Genomic DNA, 21,220 nt, shown 5'->3' with positions numbered 1-21,220 from the left:
CAAATGGTTATCTGTTAAAACATTTTTGATACAATATAATATTATTTTTATATATTAATTATGTGCATCTTAAGTATTTGTAAACTACTTATTATTAATTAAATTAATTAGTGCTAGTGCACCCTCCCGCATAATAAATTTCAGGATAATCTCCCTTTCAGCGCAAGAAAGTTGGTTATACGCTTCCTGCCAAATAAACGAGTCATCGTTTCGCTTAACTTGGTAAGATGCTGAGGTTTCATTAGCAAACTGACCTTCAAAAATATCTATAGGCAAAGAGCTAATATGGTATTCCAATGCTTTTCCTTGAACACCTAGCCTCTTACGGCTAGCCCATTGCTCACGCCTTGCCATTGCATTGATACCTTGAGTTGTCATTGGCAATCCTGCTAACCCAACCAGTTCCTTTGCTGTCAACCACTCCTTGTACATACTGACCCTCCTAGTCATGATGACAATTTATTATCAGTTGCTGAAAATCATCAATATTTTCTTAAAACTCCATTAACTCATTCACTTTATTTATAAACATAAATAATAATATACAAATTATATTTATTATTATCATTTTAATTTCTTTTAATAACAGACAATTAAATAATTTTATTGTTAATAATTTAACTAATTTTATTGTTAATTCAGATATATTACTAAGTCGCGTTACAGATAGCATTAAATATGCTATTTCCATTACTAACTAGAAAGAGTTAGTTTTAACTTCAAATTTTTATCCTAGTTCACAGTTATTAATTCTGGCTTTCTATTTAGTTTCATAAAAACCTCGTTAATTTCATAAAATGAATTTTTTAGAAAAAACTGGAAATTATTTTGAGAAATTTCTGTTATTTTATTTCTAATAACAGGACGATTGTATTGAATGTATCACAATTTCCCGTTACTCGTACCACTAACTCTACATGATTCTGAATGAAAAAAGGACTAAAAAATGATTTTACGGAAGTCAGACTGGCACCCTGCAGATATCATCGCCGCTTTACGTAAGCGTGGAACAACTCTTGCCGCCATTTCCCGCGAGGCTGGGTTGAGCTCATCTACACTCGCAAATGCACTGTCACGGCCTTGGCCAAAGGGGGAATGGATCATTGCCAATTTTTTAGGAATTCATCCAGCGGAAATTTGGCCTAGCCGTTACTATGATCCAATTACGGGCGATTTATTGGAAAGAAAAGTCAGAGAAAAAATGCAAGCTGAAGACTAAAAAATATGAGTATAGATATAAAGCCACAGTAATTATTAACTATTCAGTGGCTTTATCCTTTTTAATAATTCAATATTCATTTATGCCATTCGAGCAAATCCATCTGCAATATCTTGTTTTAAATCATCTATATTTTCTAAACCAATTTGCAGTCTCAGTGTTAAGCCTCCAGGATTCCATTGAGTAACCGTGCGGTACTCCGCACAATCAAATGGAATAATTAAGCTTTCAAACCCACCCCATGAATACCCCATTCCAAAAATGGACAAACCATCCAGCATTTTTGCTACATCGGCTTGTGTGTATTTAGGATCAAGGACAATGGAGAACAAACCTGAGGAACCGTCAAAGTCTCGTTTCCATATTTCATGCCCTGGGCAATCTGAGAATGCAGGATGTAGAATACGTATAACCTCAGGCCGTGATTGCAACCAAGTTGCGATGTCTATTGCTCGTTCTTGTGCTTCTTTTAAGCGAATAGATAATGTGCGTAGACCACGTAGCGCCAAGAAACAATCTTCAGCTCCTGGCAACATTGCCATATAATCATACGTTTCACGCAATTTAGGCCACCAAGCCTGATTCGCTGAAACAATCCCCATCAACAAGTCTGAATGACCACCAAGATATTTCGTGCCGGCCTCCAACGATAAGTCACAACCAAAATCATGCGCTCTGAAAAACAATGGCGTCGCCCATGTATTATCAATGATTGTGGCAATATTATGGTGTTTTGCTACCTTGACAATTGCAGGAACATCTTGAATTTCAAAACTTTGTGAACCCGGTGACTCCATAAATATCGTGCTGGTATTGGGTTTAATTAATGATTCAATACCTGCGCCTATCATGGGATCATAATAGGTCGTTGTGATCCCCATTTTTTCGAGTAGTCCATGACAGAATTTTCGTGTTGGCCGGTAAACGCTGTCTGGCATCAGTAAATGATCGCCTGTTTTTAATGTCGTGAGTAAAGCCAATACAATGGCTCCTAAACCCGATGGCGAAAGAACCGTTCCTTCTGCTCCCGCAAGCGCTGACCAAGCTTTTTCTAGCTGTTTAATTGTAGGTGTTCCCGCAGTCCCATAATTAAACTCCGCTCTATCGTTAATTAATGCATCAACTGTAGGAAATACAACTGTTGACCCTCGATAAACGGGCGCATTTACAAACCCTGCTTGTTCCGCAGGGTTTCTCCCTAATTGTGTAATTTGCGTATCGATATGAAACTCAGAAACGTTTTTTTTCTTCATGAGATCCTCTCGTTAAGAAAATGATTATTCGAAAAATTTAAAGAAAGGAGAAAGACATAGTAATACACCAAAAAAGATGATGAACCACACTGTTGCCCCTTTGAATTTATGTAGTGCAGGTACTTTGTAGACTAAATAACAAGGAATTAAGCACGAAACAATACCAAATAATGGTCCACCCAATTGCATAAAGAAAAGAATAGAAAAGCGCGTTGATACCCAAAACCATAGAGCGACAATCACGCCTAAACACACACCATAGTGTAATACTGTTTGGTTAATGCGTTCTTCGGGTATAAATCGGCTAATGATATTCACTACAATTCAAAGTGAGTTTATCTGTTGATCTTAATGACGATTTAATTAATTTGAATGAAACTGACTTTGATATTGCATTAAGAAAAATATGTAATATTAATTGGGTATATTGTGGTAGCCACATTTATTTTGAACGTTATGGCATTCCCCAAACCCCCGAAGATATTGCCTTACATAATTGCTTAATTAATCCAAATATTCCTGATACTTGGCGTATGGCTGATAAAAACGGTATAGCCTATCCATTAGAAATTAATAATATGATAGAGGTTAATAGCAGTTTAGGTTTATTAGAAGCGGCACGTTGCCACCAAGGTATTGTTTGCTTACCAACCTATATGTTGGGAAATTACATCGAAAATGGAGAGCTGATCCCTGTTTTGCTTGATTACGATCCCAAATCTACCCCCTTTGCGTTATACGCACTATACCATCCAGCACACACCCACTCACCGAAAATTCGTACATTTATTGACTTTTTAGTGGAAAAAATACCATCAGATCCCCATTGGGATCACTGGATGCGGCAACATGCATCCTAATAAAAATAAAAAAGTTGAGCTCTAATGATAGAAGCTCAACCTTTAAAATGAAGCAAAATTAGTTGGCATTAGCCATTGATGAATTTTTCACCTAACTCGATATCCGCTTTTAATACAGTTAGCATTTCTTTCAGTGCTTTTTCTTCAAATGCACTTAATTTACCTATTGGTAAATGTTTTTCGATACCATTTTTACCTAAAACAACTGGCTGCGCAAAGAAACGTGCGTGCTCACCTTCACCTTCTGTGTAAACACACTCAACTACATTGCTTTCACCTTGCAGGCCACGAATTAAAGATAAACCTAAACGTGCTGCAGCTTGGCCCATAGACAGTGTTGCAGACCCGCCACCCGCTTTAGCTTCAACCACTTCAGTACCCGCATTTTGGATACGTTTAGTCAGTGCTGCAATTTCTTCATCAGTAAAGCTTACGCCTTCGATTTGAGACAACAGAGGTAGAATTGTCACACCTGAGTGGCCACCAATAACTGGGACTTCGATCTCATTAACATTTTTACCTTTTAATTCAGCAACAAAAGTATTTGAACGGATGATATCTAATGTTGTTACACCGAATAAACGGTTTTTATCGTAAACACCTGCTTTTTTCAGGACTTCTGCTGCGATAGCTACTGTGGTATTTACTGGGTTAGTGATAATACCGATCAATGCTTTCGGGCAAGTTTCAGCGATTTGTTGAATCAGGTTACGAACGATACCTGCGTTAATATTGAACAAATCGGAGCGATCCATACCGGGTTTACGAGCAACCCCTGCAGAGATGAGAACAATGTCAGCACCTTTCAGAGCAGGTTTTGCATCTTCACCCGCAAAGCCTGTTACTTTAACATCTGTCGGGATGTGACTTAAGTCAGCAGCAACGCCTGGAGTGACTGGTGCAATGTCGTAGAGAGAGAGTTCTGAACCTGCTGGGAGCTGGTTTTTGAGAAGAAGGGCAAGAGCCTGACCGATACCACCTGCTGCACCTAGGACTGCAACTTTCATTCTGAAACTCCTTAATTTGTACTTTAAAAAGATATCACTTTATTTTTTATACAGTTAACATATTACGTATAAAAAACAATTTGTTAACAGATAGAGAGAGCGTTTAACGCGAGAGAATTCATTTACTATTTGCCATTATTCTAAACAAATTCCTTATCTGTTAATGAGATAACGGGCACTGTTTTAACAAATAGTTTTTTATCTATTGATTTTTACACAGTAAACTGATTTAACTGTATATTATTCGAGCTAACAATATTGAACTTAACAATAAATTTACAATATCATTCTCATAAATTCATTAGTCAATCATGCTAATTTTTAGTACCTGTAATTTAAGATAATATAGTCCTTTTAACTATCAATTTAGTTATCTTTCTCAAAACCTTAAAGTGGGCTGATTATTAAATCATCATAACGCAATTTTGTTGCATAAAAATGCACTTTTACGGATAATACAACTTAGTTTACTGCCGAAGAATGGGTTAATTATGCGCACTCCGTCTAAACAAGAAGACTTGGTTAAGGCTTTTAAAGCCCTACTTAAAGAAGAAAAATTTAGCTCTCAGGCTGAGATTGTCACAGCTTTACAGGAAGAAGGTTTCGAAAACATCAATCAGTCGAAAATTTCCAGAATGTTGACAAAATTTGGTGCTGTTCGCACCCGTAATGCAAAAATGGAAATGGTATATTGCTTACCGACAGAGCCTGGTGTTCCAACCGCAACCAGCCCACTTAAAAACCTAGTATTAGATATCGACTATAACCCTTCCGTTGTTGTGATTAGAACAAGCCCAGGTGCCGCACAATTAATCGCTCGCCTTCTAGACTCATTAGGTAAAGCTGAAGGGATTTTGGGAAGCATTGCGGGGGATGATACCATTTTCTCTACGCCCGCCAACAATTTTACAACTAAAGAGTTGTATGACGCTATCTTAGCGTTGTTTGAACAAGAATTGTAATTCATACCGATATCTGGATATAAAGAGGGAAATACGTTTCCCTCTTTTTTGTTTTTACCATTCACCTATCTTTGAGACGCATTGTGCTATTCGAAATTTTTCGTAACCTTATACACTATGGTTTTCATTTTCTTATGCCAGTTCTATTTGCCTATCTATTTTGGCGTAAAAATTGGAAACTTGCGGCATTCATTATGATAGCCACTATGGCTATCGATTTAGATCACCTGCTGGCTAACCCAATTTTCGACCCTGATCGTTGTGGTATTGGTTTTCATCCACTCCATTCCTTGTGGGCCGCGATTGCCTATGTCGTATTATTATTTATGCCATCATGGAAACTAAAAGCCATTGCCGTTGGTTGTTTATTCCATCTTTTTACGGATTCTCTAGATTGTTATATGGGTAGCTTAAAAAAAGAAATGAATGCTCCAATTACATTAAGTTTAATAACAAAACAATGCCCTATTTCAGTTTCTTCCTTGAGTGAGCCGTATAATCTCCCCTCGTCAACCACAGCTCGTTAGATATTGCTCACTGGTGTGGTCAGCTAACACGAAGGGTTCGGTGGGATATCATGGTATGAAAATACCGATTGAAGAGCCCCCAACAGTTGGATAACCAATGGGTGGGGGGTTATTTGTTATATGAATACTGTTTAGCTAGTCATCTAGCTCTGTTTCTGCTTTGGCTTTCAAACCGGCCAGCAATTTGCCATGAATACCGTCAAAATCCCCATTACTCATCACAAGAATATGGTCCCCAGGCTGAGCCGTTTCAATAACCATGTTAGTCAAGGCTTCGATGTCCGCACTCCAGCGAGCTGGTTGAACACAATGTTCAGCTATTTCTGCCACCATCCAAGGAATATTGGCGGGTTGAAATAAAAATACTTCGTCAGCACGGCCAAGGGCAGGCGCGATATCATTTTTATTAACCCCTAACTTCATGGTATTTGAGCGTGGCTCAAGCACCGCAATAATACGAGAAGTACCACCGACTTTGCTGCGAAGAGCCTCTAGTGTTGCTAAAATAGCGGTTGGGTGATGGGCAAAATCATCATAAACGCTAACACCATTTTCCACACCTCGTAATTCGAGGCGGCGTCGTGCGTTGATAAATTTATTCAAAGCTAAGCAAGCTTCTTTTGCCGGCACGCCCACATGGTGGGCGGCAGCAATCGCCATTAACCCATTTTGGATATTGTGATTCCCTACTTGTGCCCAAGTCACTTCACCTACATTTTCCTGCTGGTAGTAAACTTCAAAATGGCTACCATCGTGGTTGAGTTTTACGGCTTGCCACTCACCGTTTTCACCACCAACCATCTCTTGTTCACTCCAGCACCCCATGCCAATAACTTGTTTTAAATGATTATCATTGTCCGGTGTGAATATTTTTCCGCTCGCAGGCACAATCCGAACCAAATGATGGAATTGTTTTTGAATCGCCTCTAGGTTTTCGAAGATATCCGCATGGTCAAACTCAAGGTTATTGAGTACTAACGTTTTTGGACTGTAATGCACAAATTTAGAACGTTTATCAAAGAATGCACAGTCATATTCATCAGCTTCAATTACAAAGAATGGACTCTTGCCAATTTTTGCCGAAACGTCAAAATTACCCGGTACGCCGCCGATCAGAAAACCAGGCTTATAGCCACAATCTTCTAAGATCCACGCTAACATACCTGCTGTCGTGGTTTTGCCATGAGTCCCTGCAACTGCTAGCACCCAGCGCTCTGGTAACACATGGTCATGTAACCATTGTGGACCCGACGTGTAAGGTAAATTTCTTTCTAATACTGCCTCAACGCAAGGATTGCCACGTGTCATCGCATTACCAATCACAACGATATCTGGTGTGGGCTCAAGTTGAGCTGGATCATAACCTTGGATAAGTTCAATGCCTTGATTTTCAAGCAATGTACTCATAGGTGGGTAAACATTTGCATCCGAGCCTGTCACTTTATGACCTAAAGAACGAGCCAATATCGCAAGGCTTCCCATAAAGGTACCGCATATGCCTAAAATATGTATGTGCATTCTTTTTCATCCCATTAGCTTGAGGTTTGTCACTATTCTACCCATCAATAACAGGTTTATAAATGCATTAACCTATTAATCTTTTTTTTATTTAGTTAAACTCTCCCCGCGCGAGGAAACAATCGCCTCGCAAAACCTCTGTCAATTTTATTCAGGACCTTCGTCATGAAAACATTAGGCGAATTCATCGTCGAAAAGCAACAAGATTTTCCTCATGCAACAGGCGAGCTGACCTCATTACTGTCAGCAATCAAACTGGGCGCTAAAATTATCCATCGTGATATTAACAAAGCTGGACTGGTTGATATTCTCGGCACCAACGGTGTTTCGAATATTCAAGGTGAAGTTCAGATGAAGCTTGACCTGTATGCAAACGAAAAACTGAAAGCGGCTTTAAAAGCACGTGGAGAAGTTGCCGGTATCGCCTCTGAAGAAGAAGACGAAATTGTCATTTTCGAAGGAGACCGTGCTGAAAATGCTAAATATGTCGTTTTAATGGACCCATTAGATGGTTCTTCAAATATCGATGTAAACGTTTCCGTTGGGACAATTTTCTCAATTTATCACCGTATCACGCCAATTGGTCAACCTGTCACTGAAGCAGATTTCCTCCAACCAGGTAATCGCCAGGTCGCGGCGGGCTATGTGGTTTACGGTTCATCAACTATGTTGGTTTATACCACCGGTGTTGGTGTGCACGCATTTACTTACGACCCTTCCCTTGGCGTATTCTGTTTGTCTCATGAAAAAGTCATGTTCCCGTCAGAAGGAAAAATGTACTCCATTAACGAAGGTAACTACATCAAGTTTCCTATGGGCGTGAAGAAGTATATTAAATACTGTCAGGAAGAAGACAAAGCGACAAACCGCCCTTATACCACTCGTTATATTGGCTCATTAGTCGCAGACTTCCACCGTAACTTGCTCAAAGGGGGGATTTATATTTACCCAAGTACAGCAAGTCATCCAAATGGAAAACTACGTCTTCTGTATGAGTGCAACCCAATTGCATTCTTAGCGGAACAAGCAGGTGGTAAGGCGAGCGATGGTGCTAACCGTATTTTGGATATTATTCCTAGCGAGTTACACCAACGTGCTCCGTTCTTTGTCGGCACCGAGTCAATGGTAGAGAAAGCTGAATCATTCATGCGTGAATTCCCTGACGTAGAATAATCCATCTTGGTCATGATAAAGGCGGGGGTTTCCCGCCTTTTTTGTTCCTTTTTTTCACCAACTAGTGAGTTTTGCCCCTTTTTGCGGCTATAATGTCCCCCACGCTATCTACCCTAAAATTTAACTTGCAGTGAAATCCGCATTTACGGGTGTTCTACTCGCAGTTTAAAAGCAAATGGGTAAATTCATTATTCACACAAAGGATACATTTAAATGGGCCTGAACAATGTACCGGCAGGTAAAGATCTGCCAGAAGATATCTACGTTATCATCGAAATTCCAGCTAACGCAGATCCTATCAAATATGAAGTTGATAAAGAATCTGGCGCGCTGTTTGTAGACCGTTTTATGTCAACAGCAATGTTCTATCCATGCAACTACGGTTACATCAACAATACCCTGTCTTTAGATGGTGACCCAGTTGACGTATTAGTCCCAACACCATACCCATTACAACCAGGGTCAGTGATTCGCTGCCGTCCAGTTGGCGTACTGAAAATGACGGATGAGTCTGGTGAAGATGCTAAATTAGTGGCGGTTCCGCACACTAAATTAAGCAAAGAATACGATCACATTAAAGATGTGAACGATATTCCTGAATTACTGAAAGCACAAATCACTCACTTCTTTGAACATTACAAAGATTTAGAAAAAGGTAAGTGGGTTAAAGTTGACGGTTGGGATAACGCAGAAGCGGCTAAAGCTGAAATCATCGCGTCTTTCGAACGTGCTGCGAAAAAATAATAGTCTTATTTAAACCAGAGCTAAAAGCCCTAACTTAGTTGTCAGGGCTTTTTTTCAATACGCGACAATACTAAAATGGCCAAGTGTCTACTCGGCTTCATCACGTTTAAGCCAATCACCACTTTTTATATGGCGCAGGCCATCAACAGAATGCTTATACAGATAAATCCATGCATTACCATACGGCGTCGGAATTAACTCCCTCACATAGTCTTGAGAGTTTTTCTTCAGCTCATCTAGCTCAGTTAAAATAGACGGATTAATACGATAAACCTCGCATTCTATCACGCCATCACCTTTAACTACCGCAGGATAGTACCCCAGATCATACAGTTCATAGCCTTCTAGCTTATGCTCCCCTAATAGCTGAGCATAAGTCATCCAGTGATGATTTCCTTGCTTTTGTCTTAAGCTGCCATAAACAATCACACGCATAATCTAAAACTCAAATTGGTAAAGGAGATCTAATGCCTGATTAACGCCAGACACGGCTTCTAAATACAGTTTTGGCATCAACCGATAACGCAAAGTTAATGTAGCCAGTGAGTCAAAGATACCAACTCCGTACTTCACTTGTAAATCATTCGTGATCTTACCACTTACTACAACTTGCGAGCCATCGCCCGCACCTTGGGTATCAACGGCTAAATCGGAAACCCCAAAAGTCTCACCAATCTTACCAACCAATTGCCCACTTTGTGCAACACCAAGACCTATTAGCATCGAGGTCATTTGAGCACCGTTTGCATCACCGCTATTTAAGCCCTCCCCCCTTAATAGATAAGAAAGTGCTTCTTGCTGTGTTTTGGCTGGCTCAGAGAATATTTCGACTTTTGGTTTATCTGCAAGCCCAGTGACCTTCACCCCCGCAATCACACCGTCTGCAGTGTTATCTGGATTACGAATGGCCTCCAAGTTTAAGAACGGCTGGTCAGCGGGACCCGAGAACTGAATTTGTCCTTTACGCACCAGCAAATCTTGCCCATATGCACGGAATCGACCAGCAGGGATATCCACCTGACCATTAATATGCAAACCATGCACATTTTGAACAATTTTCAGTAACCCTGTAAGACGCGCTTTTAAACCAAAGGCATCTAGCTGAACATCATTACCAATTTTAATATCTAAATCGGTTTGAATTGGAATCGATGTTTCCTTCTCCTTAATGGGCTGCAAATTATTATCTAACATCACCACGTCAGATGATGAGCTCACCGCTGACTCAGGTAGCTCTTGCACAGTGATACGCGCCCAAGGGATGGTGACGGAACCGTTTAGCGTTAGCATTGAAGGGGATGCATCAAACACAATATCTGGCTGTACATCAATTTTAATCATCGGTGGCATAGACACCCGTAGGTTATTACCTCTTGCCATCACTTTTGCACGCCATGCATCAATGTTGCGCCAATCTGCATCACCATCGATATTTAGATAACCTTCAGGTGTGTTAATTTGTCCATTCATCACTGAGCTAGTGCCATTAAAATTAATGCCTAAGTGCCCACTTTTAATATCAAATGGAATCATGGCTGACCTGATTTCTAAGCTAGAGAGCGACAGATTACCATTGAGTAATGGGTTATTTGCTGAGCCGCCTAATCGTAAATTTGCATTCAAGCGACCATTCGCAACTTCTTTTTGGCTCAGTAATGGCTTAACTAAATCTAACGTAATGCCATTAATTTCAACATTCCCTGCCAGTAAACGGCGTTTTTCAAGATCAGAAATCTGCACGTTGCCTCTAAATTGTCCGTTGTTTGCGATACCAAACAACCAATTAAGATCTGCCTTACCATTTTTAAGCCCAGCACTTAGGGTTAAGGTATCAAATGCGACCGGCAACCTTGTACCTTCAACAAACTGGGAAGCTTTAACGTCATTACCGCGCAGGTCTAGCTTAACTTGAGGCATACTGCCATCATCTTTCCAGATAGCATTAGCTTTACCGGTAAATACCCCACTCACCCGTGTATCTTTTGGCATAAATGGTTTGATCATCGCTAAATCAAAACGTTCGAGCACAATATCTGCACTACCACTTTTACCCGCTTTAATAGGCTTAGGTACACATAAACGTGCATTTGGGTTTACCCAACAATGACTGCCAATCGTCACCTCTTGTGTTTGGTTGGCATAATTAAGCGACATTGCCTGATTTAAACGCCATTCACCAACGACAGTATCGAATAGCGTGTTCGTTAAACGACCTTTCCAAACCTCCGTTTGACGATCAAATCCACCAGCCAATGCAAGTTGCCCTGAAACCGGCTCGCCTTTCACATTCAATTTCAGTGTATGCTGTTTTTCGCTTCCTTTCGCATCTAGATTCAAGCTGCTTACGACAATATCGCCCTGCCTTAATTGACGTAAGACAACCGATAAGTCCCCTTTGATTTGCTCACCAGTGGCTACATTTCCTTTAATCGCCACATTATCGATAGCAAGGTCATCTTGCCATTGCACACCACGGGCGGTCAGGTCGACTAATGCTTCAGGCGTCTGTAAATTACCTCTTAATTTAACATCACCAGCAATCACACCGCCTAAACCGGGTAATAGCCCATTTAAGGCAGGGGCACTAATTTTAGCGTCAAGGTTCCATTTATCTGCTAACGAACCTTTTACATCAATATTATTTTTGCCCAACGCTAAATTGAAACTCGGAATATCCCATTGCCCTGCAGCGTTACCCTTTGCCTGTCCTCGTGCTTTCAGTAAGTTGTTTTTAACATTACCATCAAGCATTATTTCAGGTATTTCTAGCTGCCAGCTTCCACCGTACAAGCTTCCGCGAGTGGCAACTTTACCGTCAACCTTTGCGGGCCATTCAGGGTACTGTTTAGCTGTATTGATGCCAGAAAGGGTGAGTACCGCATTCCAGCTAATCGCTTTGCTCCAATCTGCAACCCCCGTGATATCAGCGTTACCTTGCAAAGCAGCTAGACGTAAGCGTGTCAGATTAATTTGCTCTTCATTACCTTTGGCATCTAATAATAAGGTTGAAGGCGGTAAATCCTGACCTGTGATGGCTGAACGGACAGACATATCATAAGCGGATGGGCGACCATTTAAACGTAACCGAGTACCATCTAATTGGTATTGTGCATCGCCAACTAGCGGCCATGTTAGTTTATCGCTTTCTAATGTCAGTAAAATAGGGAGATCAGCCTGTGATAAATCAGTTTGGGCATCTAGCGTAGCGTTAATCGGCCCTTGTAAATTAAGAGCTAATTTAAGTTCATCTATCAAGCCACCTTTTAGTGATAAATCCACTTTTTGGCCATTAAGATCTTCTAAACGACTTTCACCTAAAACCGATAATGACACTGGCCATTTATCTTGCAATGTCGCGGTTCCTGATAAGGAAACAGTGCCTTCCGGTGCATCAATATTTAGCTGCTTAACCAACACTTGTTGCCCAACATTCGATAAACTCAGGTGTAATTGGTTAATTTTAAGTTCTGTGCCGCCTGTTAATTGGAAATTAGAGGCATTAATTCCTTCAACATTTAAATCAACAGGTAAAATAATTTCAGGTAGTTCAGCTAAGAGTGGCTTAGAAAATAGTGTTTTTAACTCATCTCCGAGTGACTTTTGTTCATTTATAGACGGTGTTGGCTCAGGTTTTTTTTCAACTGACTGAGATTCTTCTGTTTCAGGCAAACTAATTGTAAGATCAACTATATCTGTCGGAACAATAGTAATCGCCTTCCCTTCCCACGTCACACCTGTCGTAAATTTAGCAAGATCAATCGCCATACCATCTACATTGACTTGAGTTGAAACCAAGGCAAGTTGATTCAAACGGATAGTTAAAGGGGCTTTAAGCTCCGTTAATGGCTCTGATGGAGGCGTTTCTTCTGACGGCGGAAACTGTGAGGTATCGACATTAACGAGCACATTATCGGTTCCCAACGCATCAATACAAAGCTCGCGACTAGTTAAACACCCAAGGCGCAAGGCTAAATGTAATTTTCCTGCGTTAACATCAACTCCAGGCATTTGGTATTTAACGCCCGTTAGCGTTAAATCGCTAATATCGCCTTCTATGTCATCAATCGTCAGCTCAGGTACAAAGCGTGTTACTGAGTTTAACGCAAAATGCAAACCTGATTTTGTGCCAATTACCCAACTCAGTGCTGCGACAATAAGAACTAGAATTAACAAAATGGAAATACTTGTCCATTTTAGCCACTTCAACCACCTCATAATTCCGTCCCCAAACCGATATAAAATTGTATTTTGTTGTTATCTGTATCGCCGACTGGTTTAGCTATGTCAAACTTAATAGGGCCTACTGGCGAAACCCAGCGAATACCAACACCAGCACCTGTTTTGAAATCACTTTTATCAATATCATCCACGGCCTCACCGCTGTCGATGAAAGTCGCCCCCCACCAATTTCCAGTAAAGTTATATTGATACTCAATAGACCCAACAGCAAGTTTAGAAGCCCCTGTTAACTTACCTTTACTATCTTCAGGGGAAATTTTTTGATAACCATAGCCGCGGACACTACCATCCCCCCCCGCAAAGAAACGTAGGTCTGGTGGAACTTTGTTAAAGTTATTGGTTTCTATCCACCCTAAATTGCCTCGCACGACAAAACGATGGCCTTCCCAAGGGGTTCTTATCCATACATTTTTTGCCTGCAATACGGCAAAATCAATATCTGAGCCCCAAATTTCATTTGAGTAATCAATTGAATAACGCTGGCTATCCCCCCACGTTGGCATTACACCACCACGTTGGCGGATACGGCTAACATTAAACCCCGGATATAACAACATGGTCTTATTCGTCACATCAGCTTGGGTAAAGTTACTCAACATCCAACGCATATTCACGCCATATTGCCAACCCGATGAAAAATCCCAGTTTCGGGATACGTTCAATGTCGTTGTATTGGCTTGTGTATCGTTTAAATCCGTACGCTTAAACCCACCTTGTACGGCATAATATTGTTCAAGGGGATTGGCTTTTAATGGGATTTTATAACTTGCATCAATCAATTGTTCTGGCTGAGAAAGACTGATACTTGACGTTAAACTTTGACCACGTGAGTTCACCCACGGTTTATTCCATGTTGCTTTAACTCGAGGGCCAACATCTGTTGCATAGCCGCCCCCTAGCTCAATAAAGTTTTTGGCTCGTGGTGTGACCACGGCTTCCATTGGTAACTCATAAGAGTTATCTTTTCGCGCACTGGCAATGAGTGGCGTGACAATGGCAGAGGAAAACCAACCCGTTTCCGCTAATCGACGGTTAAATTCTGCGAGTTGTTCTGACGTGTAGTATTCCCCCTCTTTAAATGGGGCTAGATTATTTAGATAATCTTCTCGAATTTGTGAGCCTTGATAAGTAATAGCGCCAAATCGGTAACGCTCACCACTGTTATAGTCAAAATCCCAATATGAGGCATGGTGATCGAGGGAAATCCCTAGTTGGCTTTTTTCCATTACCCCATCAAAATACCCTTTACGAATGGCTAAACTGTTAAACCGACCTTTGAAATCCTCGTACTCACCATCATTTTGCACAATATCTAACTTAGGCGTGTTTTGTTTAAGCATTTTTTCAAAGTCAGGGTCCGTCTTTGCCGCACCTTGTATTTCAACATTTACGCCTTTCAGTAAAATAGGTTCCCCTGGGGTCACCTTGGCGGTCAAAATAGAACGGGCTGGAGGTGTCTTTTCTTCATAGGTAAACTCAACTGTCGGTTGGTAATAACCTAAAGGTTTTAAACCTTCTTGAATTGCTTTCTCAACACGTGCCCTAAAACGACCATTTGGCATAACTTCATCTTGGGATATATTAGAGAGTTGTATACGAACGTTTTGATTAAGTTGCCCTTCAAGCCCTTCAACATTAAGACGAAGATTCGCTGCGTGCGCGACAGGGAGCACTGCGGTTAGACAGAGAAAACAAACTAGAGGGTATTTCGACACGCCTACTCCTAAGGTGATTGTTCGATTGACTAAAGACTTCATATCAATTTATTTTGAGTATAATTAGCGATAGACACAAGTTTTTATCCCCATTTTTAATTTATTTGTGCGGTCAATATATAGGAATCACTATGTCTTTTAATAAATTTAACTCTGCAAATATTGCACAGCCTCTACCAGGCAGAGCAACCGCGATAACTTACTCACCATATCATGCAGTTAACCATCATTCGATTGAGATTATTCCTAAGAATATGGAAATCGCTTATTTTGCTATGGGCTGCTTTTGGGGTGTAGAACGCTTATTTTGGCAGCAAACCGGAATTTATTCTACTTCAGCAGGCTATTGTGGAGGAATCACACCAAACCCAACGTATGAAGAAGTCTGCTCAGGACAGACAGGCCATGCCGAAACAGTTCGTGTCGTTTTCGATCCGCAAGTCATCAGCTATGCTCAACTATTAACCTTATTTTGGGAGAACCATGACCCCGCCCAAGGTTTGCGCCAAGGTGGTGATATTGGTAGCCAATACCGCTCGGCTATCTATACCGTGTCCGATGAGCAACATCAACAGGCAATGAAAACCGTACAAGCATACCAAACGGCGATGAAAGCACAACATGATGAGCGCCAAATCACCACAGAAATAGCGCCATTAGATACTTTTTATTTCGCGGAAGATTACCACCAGCAATACTTATATAAAAACCCCAATGGCTATTGTGGCCTAGGCGGTATTGGTGTTTGTTTACCACCTTCATTAAATGTTTGAACATTAAATTATTAGCCAATTCATAATGTTTAAATCATCAACCATCTTGTGATACATAAACCTAACCAAGGTGGTTTGAATCTTCTACATTGTAGAGAGTTGATGTCATTCACTCTCCTATAATGTGATTTATGATGAATATCTAGCCAGATAAATCAACCCAATGCTATACTCATCAAACATATCAATTAGTTTGCGCATACCGCGCTACTATATATTTACTTATTGAATATATTTATCGACTTGAAATGATACCCGCTGGAATAATTCAATTGTATTCTTCTCAGCCATGAAAGGGTGTCTGGAAAACTTATGATTAACAGTTTATTGATCGTTCTTTTATTATGTGCAATCAGCGCATTTTTTTCTTTGTCCGAAATTTCATTGGCAGCTTCTCGTCGTATTAAGCTTAAATTAATGGCAGACGAAGGAAATATTAATGCGGCTCGTGTACTTAAATTACAAGAAATGCCGGGCATGTTTTTTACTGTCGTACAAATTGGCTTAAATGCTGTAGCAATCCTAGCAGGTATTGTTGGTGAATCCGCATTTTCACCAGCACTGTACGATGTTTTTATCCAATTTTTATCCCCTGAATGGGCACAAAAAATCGCCTTCATTCTTTCATTTACCATCGTCACTAGCTTATTTATTTTAGTGGCAGATTTAACCCCTAAACGTATTGGCATGGTGAAACCTGAAGCTATTGCTATTCGCATTGTCAATCCAATGCGTTTTTGTTTAGTGGTACTCAGCCCATTTGTTTGGTTCTTTAATGGTCTTGCTAATCTCATTTTTAAACTATTCAAGTTGCCAATTTCACGCAATGAAGATATCACCTCAGATGATATTTTTGCCGTTGTAGAAGCAGGTGCTGTTGCTGGCGTATTACGTAAGCAAGAACACGAGTTAATAGAAAACGTTTTTGAACTAGAGTCTCGTACAGTTCCTTCTGCGATGACCCCGCGTGAAAACATTATTTATTTTGATAAAAATGAATCAGAAGACAGCATCAAACATAAAATTTCCACGCAACCACACTCAAAATTCTTAGTTTGCGAAGGTGATATTGACCATGTTATTGGTTATGTGGACTCAAAAGAGTTACTTAATCGCGTTCTGAATGGGCAAAGTTTGAGTTTAAAAGATGGTGTACATATTCGTAGCACATTGATGGTGCCTGATACGCTTTCTCTTTCAGACACGTTAGAAGCCTTTAAAATTAACGGGGTCGATTTCGCTGTGATCCTCAATGAATATGCCTTAGTGATGGGCGTCATTACTATCAACGACGTCATGATTACCTTAATGGGTGATTTAGTAGGATCAGGGCAAGAAGAACAAATTATCGTTCGTGATGAAAATTCATGGTTAGTTGAAGGGGGAACGCCAATTGAGGATGTTCAACGTATTTTAGATATTGATGAATTCCCTGACTTTAGTAACTATGAAACCATCGCTGGCTTTATGATGTTTCGACTTAGAAGAATGCCGAAACGCACCGACTACGTGAAATATGCGGGCTATAAGTTTGAAGTTGTCGATATTGATAATTACAAAATAGACCAACTGTTAGTCACTCGCCTAACAGCGCCACCAGCACCGGTTATCGTCCAACCGGGCAAAAATACAAATGAAACGGCTGACACAAAACCACAAGTAAAAGATACTGAACATTAATATCTAACAGCGAAGCCGTTTCTTTTCAATGCGCCACGTTATGTGGCGCTGTTGTTAACCAAATAAGCGTTTGATTAACACCCTAACCTAACTCTGCCTGTAACAACAATACCTGTTTGTTAACCTCACTCATCACATTGTAATGGCGCTTATCACTGACTTTAGGTGGTAAAATCTTCCCATAATTAAACTCAAATGCCCCAAAATCCTTAATATAGAGCCTACCACGGAATAACGTTTTGACGTAAAGAGCAATCTTAAATGGGTTATAACGGTTAAAAATTTTCATTAGAACTTTGCCTCCCCTTTGTTCTTACGATATTCAATAACTCATACCGTACAATAATCATAGACCAGAAATTTCTCTTTTGGTTCTAAAATTGCAGTTTTATTCAATCTGCTTACATAACATGACAGTGCTAAAAAACGGTTAAAAGCCAGACAAACTTTGTATTTATGCTGAATTTTAAAAAAATGTTAATTTTTTACTTGAAACTCATCCGATGAGCTATGCTATAAAGACAAGTCGAAAATTTGATTTTTTTACCCACTTCACCAACAGTGCTAAAATAAAAATGTAAGGGGCTTTTATGATAAGAAATTTTCTAATTTTGGTCTGCTTGCTTGGGCTATCCAGTTTCACTATGGCCAACAATATTCAATTAAATCAAACCGTTCCTGCCGTATCTGTTACCGATAAAGGCGAGCTAATCCTAAATAATGGCAATAAGCTTGACTACCAGACATGGAAAAGTTCGCAGCTAATTGGCAAAGTACGTACCATCCAACACATTGCCGGCCGTTCTTCAGCCAAAGAACTCAATGCCCCACTGATTGAAGCCATAAAACAAGCGAATTATCCTCATAATGCCTATCAAACCACGACCATCATTAATACTGACGATGCCATTTTTGGTACCGGTGTTTTTGTAAAAAATAGTGTTGAAGATAGTAAAAAAGAGTTTCCTTACTCTCAATTCATTGTTGACAGTGATGGCGTTGTTAAAAATGCATGGGGTCTAAAACCGGAAAGTTCCGCTATTATTATCTTGAATAATCAAGGGAAAGTGTTGTTCTTTAAAGATGGGGAATTAAGCCCAAAAGAAATTGAAAAAGTGATTAGCTTATTGGCCTCAGAACTCAACTAAGAGCAAAAGTAAATCGTGTGGTATGCCATTAAGGCATATCACGTGACGGGACAATATCAAAAATAGTGGGTTATTCTAAAATGCCCCTATAAATTATATGCATAATTATGGCTATTTTATTACTAACTAGTCATTATTTTGATACATAATACATCCCATGTTCTGTTTTATTTCTATTCATCCGCACCTGCGGGCTCGTTATTATGAATAAATATATGTGCATTTTTTACAACACAAAACTAGGCCATGGATTCTTTTATAATTTATGCATCCCTTTCGCGCTTATATTCACTTCAGCATATCATTTTTAGAGTGCGATAAAACTAATCAGCAAACCAATATATTTTGGCACAAAACCCGCCTTCATCACGATTAGCAAAAACGACTCGTAAGCGGTGTAGTTGGGCTATTTGCTTAACAATGGAAAGTCCTAATCCACTTCCGGTTTTTTTTTGTCCCGGTGGGCGATAGAATCGTTCGCCTAACCGCTGTAAAACTTCCTGAGAGACCCCTTCTCCATCATCTTGGATCTCAAGGTGGTCTTCATACAATGTTAGCTCAATTCGCCCCGCAGGTTTCCCATAACGTATTGCATTATGAAGTAAATTTCTAAGTAACACGCTTAGTAATAATGGTTGCCCTTTAAACATAGGAGGAGAACTCATTATTGTGCTAACGACGGTCGTTTGTTGTCTCTTCGCCTCAGGGTCAATATCTTTTATTGCAGCCTCAATGAGGCTAGGCCACGATAGCTCAGCGACATCATCAAGCTGTGAGGCAGACTCTAACCTTGATAGCGTTAATAACTGGTCAACAAGACGAGTAGCTCTATCAATGCCTTCCAATAAATTTGCAACGGCATGATGGCGAATTTTAGTATCATTTCCTGCAATTTGTACCACCTCAGTCTGCACTTTTAAAGCAGCTAAAGGGCTACGCAATTCATGTGCGGCATCTGAGGTAAACTGCCTTTCGCGTGCAAACATTTTATTAATACGTTCAAACAACCCATTCAGTGAATCAACAATAGGCTTAGCTTCACTCGGAATACGCGCTACCTCTACGGGCGTCAACTCGTCAGGTTCCCGATAGCGCAATTGACTCGCAACTTCCCTTAATGGTCGCAGAGCTCGCGTTAAAAAAAACAAGAACAAAACTAGCATCATCGGAAGTGCAACCAACCACGGCATAAATTGGGCGACCATAATATCCGTCGCCATTTCTTGTCGATACTCCCACTCTTGGCCAACTGCGATAACATACTGACCATTTTGAGATTTCAACCAAACAAAGCGCCAAGGATCATCGCTTCCTTTGATGAAACCATCATAAAACCCTTCTCTAGTGTAATGAAATTCAATGTCTTTTCCATTATCCCCATCGTTTAATATCATCTGCCCTTGTGGTGTAAAAATCGCGAAAGCTAACGCATCATCATCTTGATGGCCTCGGTTTTTCCTCAGTAATTTTTTTGTTTTTGTTAATGAAGGTTTTATCAGTTCAAGATCAGAGGGCAATACAGACAAACGCTTAGCAAAGGCCATTTGCTGAGTATCAAATAGCTCGTTGATCGTTTTGTATGTTTGATACCAAGCGAGTGAGCTCGCCACTCCCCATGTCAGTAATGCTAACACGAGTAACATGAGAGTCAGTTTTAGCCTAAGACTAAACGTTTTCATGATTCACCATCACCAAGTCGATAACCCACACCATGTACTGTTCGGATAAATTTGCTTCCTAATTTCCGTCTTAAATGGTGGATATGAACCTCTATAGAGTTACTGGAAACTTCTTCATCCCAGTTATAAAGTTTTTCCTCTATGAGGGCGCGAGGTAAAATTTTATTTGGGTTATGCATAAAAAGTGACAATACAGCCAGCTCCTTTCCTTTTAACTGTACAGGCTCCCCCTGTAGAGTGACTGTCATTGCAACAGGGTCCATTTCCACATCACCATGAGTCAATTTAGGCGACAACTGCCCACTTCGGCGACGGATCAACGCCTGTAAGCGAGCCATGACTTCCATAAGAGCAAAAGGCTTACACAAATAGTCATCAGCCCCTTGTTGCAATCCTTGAACACGTTGATCAAGCGCATCTCTCGCGGTCAATATTAATACAGGTTCATCACGTCCTTCTTTACGCCAATGTTTTAAAATATCCATACCATCAATGTTAGGTAATGAGAGATCAAGCACCACCGCGTCATAGGGCGCATCAAACAGGGCTATTAGTCCTTGTTTGCCATCCATAAACCAATCAACAGTAAAACCTAATTGCGTTAAACCCACTTTAAGCCCATCACCAATCAACCTATCATCTTCAATTAATAGAATACGCATAGCTCCTCCACATCGGAATATTATTATATTTATCCCATCAGCAATAAGATGACTAGCTATT

At 40.3% G+C, this 21,220-nt stretch carries 19 protein-coding genes and 1 pseudogene; 9 read left to right on the top strand and 11 right to left on the bottom strand.

Annotated elements, in window-relative coordinates:
- Positions 1 to 84: 84 nt before the first annotated feature.
- Positions 85 to 432: a DNA-binding protein gene (locus ACLPIE_RS09190; RefSeq protein WP_430261332.1), complete on the bottom strand. Its 348-nt coding sequence runs from the start codon at positions 430 to 432 to the stop codon at positions 85 to 87.
- Between the two features lie 514 nt (positions 433 to 946).
- Here ACLPIE_RS09190 and ACLPIE_RS09185 point away from each other — a divergent pair.
- On the top strand, positions 947 to 1,219 hold the full coding sequence (locus tag ACLPIE_RS09185; RefSeq protein ID WP_430261330.1) for a helix-turn-helix domain-containing protein: 273 nt from the start codon (positions 947 to 949) through the stop codon (positions 1,217 to 1,219).
- 80 nt (positions 1,220 to 1,299) lie between these two features.
- Here the strand turns inward: ACLPIE_RS09185 and metC are convergent, their stop codons facing one another.
- Entirely contained in the window at positions 1,300 to 2,472 is a 1,173-nt protein-coding gene (gene metC / locus ACLPIE_RS09180) for a cystathionine beta-lyase (RefSeq protein ID WP_430261328.1), read from the bottom strand.
- Between the two features lie 24 nt (positions 2,473 to 2,496).
- Positions 2,497 to 2,796, bottom strand: a pseudogene (locus ACLPIE_RS09175) (transporter); the annotation flags it as partial.
- A 5-nt stretch (positions 2,797 to 2,801) separates the two neighbouring features.
- Between ACLPIE_RS09175 and ACLPIE_RS09170 the strand changes: the two are divergent.
- On the top strand, positions 2,802 to 3,332 hold the full coding sequence (locus ACLPIE_RS09170) for a substrate binding domain-containing protein (protein ID WP_430261326.1): 531 nt from the start codon (positions 2,802 to 2,804) through the stop codon (positions 3,330 to 3,332).
- Positions 3,333 to 3,400: 68 nt separating this feature from the next.
- Here ACLPIE_RS09170 and mdh read toward each other — a convergent pair whose 3' ends face one another.
- On the bottom strand, positions 3,401 to 4,339 hold the full coding sequence (mdh, locus tag ACLPIE_RS09165) for a malate dehydrogenase (protein ID WP_430261324.1): 939 nt from the start codon (positions 4,337 to 4,339) through the stop codon (positions 3,401 to 3,403).
- A 491-nt stretch (positions 4,340 to 4,830) separates the two neighbouring features.
- Between mdh and argR the strand changes: the two genes are divergently transcribed.
- Positions 4,831 to 5,301, top strand: a complete 471-nt coding sequence (gene argR, locus ACLPIE_RS09160; protein ID WP_430261322.1) for a transcriptional regulator ArgR — start codon at positions 4,831 to 4,833, stop codon at positions 5,299 to 5,301.
- Between the two features lie 83 nt (positions 5,302 to 5,384).
- Positions 5,385 to 5,828 (top strand): DUF6122 family protein, encoded by a 444-nt coding sequence (locus ACLPIE_RS09155; protein ID WP_430261320.1) that lies wholly within the window; start codon positions 5,385 to 5,387, stop codon positions 5,826 to 5,828.
- Positions 5,829 to 5,963: 135 nt separating this feature from the next.
- Here the strand turns inward: ACLPIE_RS09155 and mpl are convergent, their stop codons facing one another.
- Entirely contained in the window at positions 5,964 to 7,346 is a 1,383-nt protein-coding gene (gene mpl, locus ACLPIE_RS09150) for a UDP-N-acetylmuramate:L-alanyl-gamma-D-glutamyl-meso-diaminopimelate ligase (RefSeq protein WP_430261318.1), read from the bottom strand.
- 165 nt (positions 7,347 to 7,511) lie between these two features.
- Here mpl and fbp point away from each other — a divergent pair, with 165 nt between their 5' ends.
- Positions 7,512 to 8,519, top strand: a complete 1,008-nt coding sequence (gene fbp, locus ACLPIE_RS09145) for a class 1 fructose-bisphosphatase (RefSeq protein ID WP_430261316.1) — start codon at positions 7,512 to 7,514, stop codon at positions 8,517 to 8,519.
- 213 nt (positions 8,520 to 8,732) lie between these two features.
- Positions 8,733 to 9,263, top strand: a complete 531-nt coding sequence (gene ppa / locus ACLPIE_RS09140) for an inorganic diphosphatase (RefSeq protein ID WP_206083201.1) — start codon at positions 8,733 to 8,735, stop codon at positions 9,261 to 9,263.
- Positions 9,264 to 9,350: 87 nt separating this feature from the next.
- Here the strand turns inward: ppa and ACLPIE_RS09135 are convergent, their stop codons facing one another.
- Genes ACLPIE_RS09135 through tamA form a run of 3 tightly spaced genes read right to left on the bottom strand, consistent with a single transcriptional unit; the run spans position 9,351 to position 15,217 of the window.
- On the bottom strand, positions 9,351 to 9,698 hold the full coding sequence (locus ACLPIE_RS09135) for a gamma-glutamylcyclotransferase family protein (RefSeq protein ID WP_430261314.1): 348 nt from the start codon (positions 9,696 to 9,698) through the stop codon (positions 9,351 to 9,353).
- A 3-nt stretch (positions 9,699 to 9,701) separates the two neighbouring features.
- Entirely contained in the window at positions 9,702 to 13,478 is a 3,777-nt protein-coding gene (gene tamB / locus ACLPIE_RS09130; RefSeq protein WP_430261312.1) for an autotransporter assembly complex protein TamB, read from the bottom strand.
- Positions 13,475 to 15,217: an autotransporter assembly complex protein TamA gene (gene tamA, locus ACLPIE_RS09125; protein WP_430261310.1), complete on the bottom strand. Its 1,743-nt coding sequence runs from the start codon at positions 15,215 to 15,217 to the stop codon at positions 13,475 to 13,477. The genes tamB and tamA overlap by 4 nt, the downstream gene beginning before the upstream one ends.
- Before the next feature lie 131 nt (positions 15,218 to 15,348).
- On the opposite strand from tamA, the gene msrA reads away from it, so the two are divergent.
- Both msrA and paeA read left to right on the top strand, forming a co-directional pair.
- The gene (gene msrA / locus ACLPIE_RS09120) at positions 15,349 to 15,990 is read left to right on the top strand and encodes a peptide-methionine (S)-S-oxide reductase MsrA (protein ID WP_430261308.1); all 642 of its coding nucleotides are present in this window, start codon (positions 15,349 to 15,351) and stop codon (positions 15,988 to 15,990) included.
- A gap of 312 nt (positions 15,991 to 16,302) precedes the next feature.
- Entirely contained in the window at positions 16,303 to 17,670 is a 1,368-nt protein-coding gene (gene paeA, locus ACLPIE_RS09115; protein WP_430261306.1) for a polyamine export protein PaeA, read from the top strand.
- A gap of 82 nt (positions 17,671 to 17,752) precedes the next feature.
- Here paeA and ACLPIE_RS09110 read toward each other — a convergent pair whose 3' ends face one another.
- Entirely contained in the window at positions 17,753 to 17,959 is a 207-nt protein-coding gene (locus tag ACLPIE_RS09110; RefSeq protein ID WP_042845777.1) for a DUF1107 domain-containing protein, read from the bottom strand.
- A gap of 301 nt (positions 17,960 to 18,260) precedes the next feature.
- On the opposite strand from ACLPIE_RS09110, the gene ACLPIE_RS09105 reads away from it, so the two are divergent.
- Positions 18,261 to 18,818: a YtfJ family protein gene (locus ACLPIE_RS09105; RefSeq protein ID WP_430261304.1), complete on the top strand. Its 558-nt coding sequence runs from the start codon at positions 18,261 to 18,263 to the stop codon at positions 18,816 to 18,818.
- Positions 18,819 to 19,141: 323 nt separating this feature from the next.
- On the opposite strand, the gene qseC is transcribed toward ACLPIE_RS09105, so the two are convergent.
- A complete protein-coding gene (gene qseC / locus ACLPIE_RS09100) occupies positions 19,142 to 20,497 on the bottom strand; it encodes a quorum sensing histidine kinase QseC (protein ID WP_430261302.1) in 1,356 nt (451 codons plus the stop codon).
- Complete coding sequence (gene qseB / locus ACLPIE_RS09095; protein ID WP_430261300.1) at positions 20,494 to 21,159, bottom strand: quorum sensing response regulator transcription factor QseB; 666 nt, start codon at positions 21,157 to 21,159, stop codon at positions 20,494 to 20,496. The genes qseC and qseB overlap by 4 nt, the downstream gene beginning before the upstream one ends.
- Positions 21,160 to 21,220 lie beyond the last annotated feature (61 nt).

Source organism: Providencia sp. Me31A (assembly GCF_050487165.1).
Lineage (GTDB): Bacteria > Pseudomonadota > Gammaproteobacteria > Enterobacterales > Enterobacteriaceae > Providencia.
This window is presented reverse-complemented; position numbering and strand designations above follow the sequence as displayed.

Excerpts from the sequence above, each read along its gene's own strand:
- ACLPIE_RS09190 (WP_430261332.1), bottom strand. The coding sequence starts at position 432 with ATGTACAAGGAGTGGTTGACAGCAAAGGAACTGGTTGGGTTAGCAGGA.
- ACLPIE_RS09185 (WP_430261330.1), top strand. The coding sequence starts at position 947 with ATGATTTTACGGAAGTCAGACTGGCACCCTGCAGATATCATCGCCGCT.
- metC (WP_430261328.1), bottom strand. The coding sequence starts at position 2,472 with ATGAAGAAAAAAAACGTTTCTGAGTTTCATATCGATACGCAAATTACA.
- mdh (WP_430261324.1), bottom strand. The coding sequence starts at position 4,339 with ATGAAAGTTGCAGTCCTAGGTGCAGCAGGTGGTATCGGTCAGGCTCTT.
- argR (WP_430261322.1), top strand. The coding sequence starts at position 4,831 with ATGCGCACTCCGTCTAAACAAGAAGACTTGGTTAAGGCTTTTAAAGCC.
- mpl (WP_430261318.1), bottom strand. The coding sequence starts at position 7,346 with ATGCACATACATATTTTAGGCATATGCGGTACCTTTATGGGAAGCCTT.
- fbp (WP_430261316.1), top strand. The coding sequence starts at position 7,512 with ATGAAAACATTAGGCGAATTCATCGTCGAAAAGCAACAAGATTTTCCT.
- ppa (WP_206083201.1), top strand. The coding sequence starts at position 8,733 with ATGGGCCTGAACAATGTACCGGCAGGTAAAGATCTGCCAGAAGATATC.
- ACLPIE_RS09135 (WP_430261314.1), bottom strand. The coding sequence starts at position 9,698 with ATGCGTGTGATTGTTTATGGCAGCTTAAGACAAAAGCAAGGAAATCAT.
- tamB (WP_430261312.1), bottom strand. The coding sequence starts at position 13,478 with ATGAGGTGGTTGAAGTGGCTAAAATGGACAAGTATTTCCATTTTGTTA.
- msrA (WP_430261308.1), top strand. The coding sequence starts at position 15,349 with ATGTCTTTTAATAAATTTAACTCTGCAAATATTGCACAGCCTCTACCA.
- paeA (WP_430261306.1), top strand. The coding sequence starts at position 16,303 with ATGATTAACAGTTTATTGATCGTTCTTTTATTATGTGCAATCAGCGCA.
- ACLPIE_RS09110 (WP_042845777.1), bottom strand. The coding sequence starts at position 17,959 with ATGAAAATTTTTAACCGTTATAACCCATTTAAGATTGCTCTTTACGTC.
- ACLPIE_RS09105 (WP_430261304.1), top strand. The coding sequence starts at position 18,261 with ATGATAAGAAATTTTCTAATTTTGGTCTGCTTGCTTGGGCTATCCAGT.
- qseC (WP_430261302.1), bottom strand. The coding sequence starts at position 20,497 with ATGAAAACGTTTAGTCTTAGGCTAAAACTGACTCTCATGTTACTCGTG.
- qseB (WP_430261300.1), bottom strand. The coding sequence starts at position 21,159 with ATGCGTATTCTATTAATTGAAGATGATAGGTTGATTGGTGATGGGCTT.